Source organism: Candidatus Cardinium sp. cByotN1 (assembly GCF_022810525.1).
Taxonomy (GTDB): Bacteria; Bacteroidota; Bacteroidia; order Cytophagales; family Amoebophilaceae; genus Cardinium.
The window spans coordinates 1-4,418 of record NZ_JAACGG010000014.1 but is presented as its reverse complement, the minus strand read 5'-3'; the positions used below and the strand labels follow the sequence as shown (position 1 = coordinate 4,418).

3 protein-coding genes and 1 tRNA gene are annotated in these 4,418 nt (G+C 33.7%); 1 reads left to right on the top strand and 3 read right to left on the bottom strand.

Features of this window, described 5'->3' with window-relative positions:
- Window positions 1-423: 423 nt before the first annotated feature.
- The 3 genes from MUW73_RS00555 to MUW73_RS00545 all read right to left on the bottom strand — a co-directional run bounded on the left by MUW73_RS00555 (window position 424) and on the right by MUW73_RS00545 (window position 3,131).
- A complete protein-coding gene (locus tag MUW73_RS00555; protein WP_243575143.1) occupies window positions 424-1,755 on the bottom strand; it encodes a hypothetical protein in 1,332 nt (443 codons plus the stop codon).
- A 452-nt stretch (window positions 1,756-2,207) separates the two neighbouring features.
- Window positions 2,208-2,972: a 23S rRNA (guanosine(2251)-2'-O)-methyltransferase RlmB gene (gene rlmB / locus MUW73_RS00550; protein WP_243018544.1), complete on the bottom strand. Its 765-nt coding sequence runs from the start codon at window positions 2,970-2,972 to the stop codon at window positions 2,208-2,210.
- An 86-nt stretch (window positions 2,973-3,058) separates the two neighbouring features.
- Window positions 3,059-3,131: transfer RNA gene (locus MUW73_RS00545), tRNA-Met, on the bottom strand.
- A gap of 102 nt (window positions 3,132-3,233) precedes the next feature.
- On the opposite strand from MUW73_RS00545, the gene era reads away from it, so the two are divergent.
- Window positions 3,234-4,145 carry a GTPase Era gene (gene era / locus MUW73_RS00540; RefSeq protein ID WP_243018545.1) on the top strand — a complete coding sequence of 304 codons (912 nt, stop codon included), beginning with the start codon at window positions 3,234-3,236 and terminating at the stop codon, window positions 4,143-4,145.
- Window positions 4,146-4,418: the final 273 nt, after the last annotated feature.

The following is a 4,418-nucleotide window of genomic DNA, read 5'->3' as shown; positions in this document are numbered from 1 at the left end:
GAAAAACAGCTGCAATGGATTTTGCAGGGTGGATTCTGTTTTTCCAGCTGTAAGGGGTTCTTTCCGCAACTTTTTACTAGGGCTTGATTTTTTGCTTACTTTTTTATCAAGAAAAAAGTAAGATAAAAAAAACTTATAATCAAATAAAAATAATTAAAAATTCCTTAAGTTAACGCCATTGTCCATTCACGACTATGGCAGAAAAAAGTGTTTGCTCTAGTTGTTTACTAAAATTTGGAACAAATTTTGAGCGATTGCGCTAAAAAGTTGTCCTATAATCATACCGAAAAAATGCCGAAAATCAAATTTTAGTCATAGTCGTGAACGGACACAGATGATCTTACCAGTTGAATTTGCATAGGATTCTGCATCGGTATTTCTAGAATAAGATTTATCCTCTTCTGTATCGCTAAACTCCTATAGTTAAGTAGACTCCTGGTATCCTGAATCATTAGAACATTCTGAATGAATTGAATTGGTATCAGAGTCTGCATAGTTAGAGTCCGATAGTGAACAAGACTCCTGGTATCCTGAATCATTGGAATATACTGAGTGAATTGAACTCGTCTCAGATTGTGAATTGGTTGAATTCGTATGAGATTCTGAATTATTTTGATTAGCTTCCTCTTTTGTAGAGGTGTTAGTGTTCCAGTTAATTTTAAGGTAATCATCGAAATCTTCCAACAAATTCATATAAGGTCTAAAGTTATTTTTTTCTCTCCATTTAAGTCCCTTAGAAGTCATATCAAGTACCTCATTGTTCCACTTAAGTACGTCATCGCTCCATATTATAACCTCATTAAGTTTACTCATTAATAGATCTAATCTCTTGTACATTAATTTTTTTATTTTTTCTATAATCTTTAATAACAATTTTGGATCTTTATTTATATTTTGTGTTGATTTAGATCTATTTATTTCTTTATCAAGTATTTTACAAGCATTGTATATCAATTCGATGTTTATTTTTTTATGTTGTTCATCTTGTGTGGACAAAAGCATGTTAGAACTCTCAATTACAAACTTATCAATACTGTTTTTTAATAATGAACATTCGTCTTCTATGTTTTTCTGTCGTTCTTTTATAGATGTTAGTAACATTTCTGAGCTTGTAATTTCATTTGGTTTTACCAAAGTAAAACTACAGATTTTACAAAGTGCTTTGTAGATATTTTTCAATTTTTTTTCAGAATCTTTTAGGGAAAAATCTTTATTCTTAACTTTTTTTTCCAGCCTATTTTTTGTTTTTGTAAAGGTTCTAGGACAGCAATCTTCTATAATAGCACAGTAATTGTTGATAATCTGAGTAACCATTTCTTGCCACTCATTCACGGATTTCAGGTTAGTTTTCCATTTAGCTTTCCGTTCAATGCAATTCATGTTTACAAGCTGATGAATGTTTTGTAGTGCTTTATGTTTATCTGTCTTTTTCGGATCATTCATGGTAATGGCTTGAACAAGGAGATCGCAAAAATTGTGTATCTTTTTTATTAGCCTATTTTTTTTTTGTTTGTCTTCTATAATAGAAATTTGATATGACCTATCATCAGCATCGAAATTGCGTTTCGTTACCTTATTCAACTCTAATTTATTATTAGGTGTAAATTTGTATGTTAAATCCAGTTCACTCTTACTTTGCATTGCATTACACCCAAGTAAATGAACGAATAAACTACCAGATAACGTGATTGCTACCGGAAATTTATTTTTTGAGAAAAAACCCTTGCTTATTGATTTATTTTTGTTATTTGTCATAAATGTAGTTGGTTTCAATTATAGTTTAGTTTAATCGATGCTATGGATTGTCTCCTAATCCATAGCTTTTATTATAAGCATATAGCTGCATGCTTATAATCGTTTCTTCTGAACCTGCCATTCATATTTTACTTATTTATCAATAAAAAAGCAAGTTAAAATATGCTTAAATCTTAAAAGTAGGCCAATAGATTAACCAGTTATCAGTAACCTAAAAGACTTTGCAAGTTTATTTAATTCTAAGCAAGAATTACAAATTATATAGAGGTATTCATTCAATCCACTAGTACAAAGCAATTTTTATCCCCCTTTTTGATCAAGCAAAAAGGAGACCACTTGCTGATTGCAACTATTTTACAAGGGGTGCTTTTTTTTGTACGTGGTCCTGCCAAAATAGTGCATGGATAGGTTACAATAGCTGATTATTAGTTATGTGATTGGCAATAACTCTACTATACAAAACGTTGCCGGAATACTTCGTATAGTACGATACCAGCTGCCACAGAAACATTAAAAGAAGCAATAGGGCCTTGCATAGGAATGCAAATATGATCGCTAACTAATCTTAAATGTTTGGGCGCTATGCCATGCTCTTCACCTCCTAAGATAATGGCAATAGGCAGTTTTAGGTCTACTTTATATACTGGTTGCGCAGCTTCTGCATGGCAAGCCAATAGGGTTAATCCACTTTCTTGTAAAAAACGCAAGGCTTTACTTAAGTCAGCTACTCGACAAATCGGTAATGTGGCTAGTGCACCGGCTGACGTTTTCATGGCTGCGCCAGCTAAGCCAGCACTACCTTGTGTAGGCAATACCAACGCATTAACACCCATACAAAGTGCAGTACGAGCAATGGCCCCTATATTGTGTACATCTGTTAGGCCGTCTAATACGACTATTAAAGGAACTTTAGCCTGCTCAAAGGTAGTTTGTACCACCCAGTCTAAAGGAGCAAAAACAATAGGTGATAGGATTGCTACAACACCTTGATGATTGCCACGAGCCATGCGATTCAATTTCTCAATGGGTACATAGCTAAAAGGAATTTCATGTTTGCGCACCAGGTTGTATAACGATTTGGTCAAGACTGTTTTATTTTTTTTTTCAAAAAAAACTTTTTCAATCGTTTGGCCAGCTAATATGGTTTCCATAACTGCTCTGCAACCAAAAATCAAGCTTGAGGGAGTATGTGTTGCTTTTTCACTAAATGAAGACATAATAATAGAGCAATTTGCATGTTAGATTTTTGCTTGACGAAAAATATAGCTAAAAAACAAGGAGATAGTTAAGAAAGGAGAGCAAGTTGCGGGGATAGGACTCGAACCTATGACCTTCGGGTTATGAGCCCGACGAGCTACCAACTGCTCCACCCCGCGGTAAATTTTTCAAAGAATCAAGCGTAAAAGATTATCTGTATAATGACTTGAATTATTACAAATTTATATGTTTTTTTGTAACATTGCAAATATATTATTCTTATGCACCAACATACAAGCAATTATAAAGCTGGTTTTGTAGCGATTTTTGGTAAACCAAATGCTGGTAAATCTACCTTAATGAACCTATTAGTAGGTGAACAACTAGCCATTACCCATTCAAAAGCACAAACCACACGCCACAAGCTCTATGGAATCGTTTCTGAAAAGAACTTTCAAATTATTTATATAGATACACCGGGTTTAATTACCCCTGCTTATCCGCTACAAGCGGCTATGATGGAAGCTGTAAAAGTAGCTTGTGCAGATGCCGATATCCTTATCTGGTTAGTAGATGTACAAGACCTAGAAGTGATTCCGTGGCTTGATGAAAACGGTACTGAAAAACCAATTATATTGGTATTGAACAAAGTTGATTTAATCAAAGCTAATCAACTTAATCAAGCAATAGCTTATTGGCAGCACTATAAGCCAGGAATAACGATTGTACCTATATCAGCTATAAAAAATGAAAACATCGATCAACTCATTCAACATATTATTAAATCGTTACCCAATCACCCTCCTTATTATCCAGAAGCAACCTTAACAGACAAGTCTGAGCGTTTTTTTGTACAAGAAATCATACGTAACAAAATCCTAGACCAATACCGCCAAGAAATACCTTACAGTGTAGAAATAGTGGTCGATGATTTTAAGGAAAGAGAAAACCTGATTACAATTCGATCGATTATACATGTAGAACGGCAAACCCAAAAAGGGATTTTGATTGGTCAAAGAGGAGATGCGCTAAAAAAGTTAGGTATAGCTGCTAGGGAAGCATTGGAAAAGTTTTTCCAGAAGAAAATATTTCTAGAACAACGTGTAAAAGTTACCCCAAACTGGCGTAAAAATGGATTACTATTGGCCAGATTTGGTTATCCAAATATCCCCCAAAATAAAAAGAGGAATTAAGTCTAAGTGAATTAGAAATTTTGTATAAGCTAAAAACATTAGTAATCTACAAAATGAAGCAGTTGCAGTAGAAAAATCACCAACCATATTTTAAATCTTAAGCAGTTTCCGTTCACCTAATGGCGTCAACTTAAGGAATTTTTAATTACTTTTACTTGATTATAAGTTTTTTTTCTCTTACTTTTTTATCAAGAAAAAAGGCATCTATTCACCACTATGGTCAAGGGCTAGCTAAAACTAAATAAAAATGCGCCCTTATAAAAAGTTGTGAGT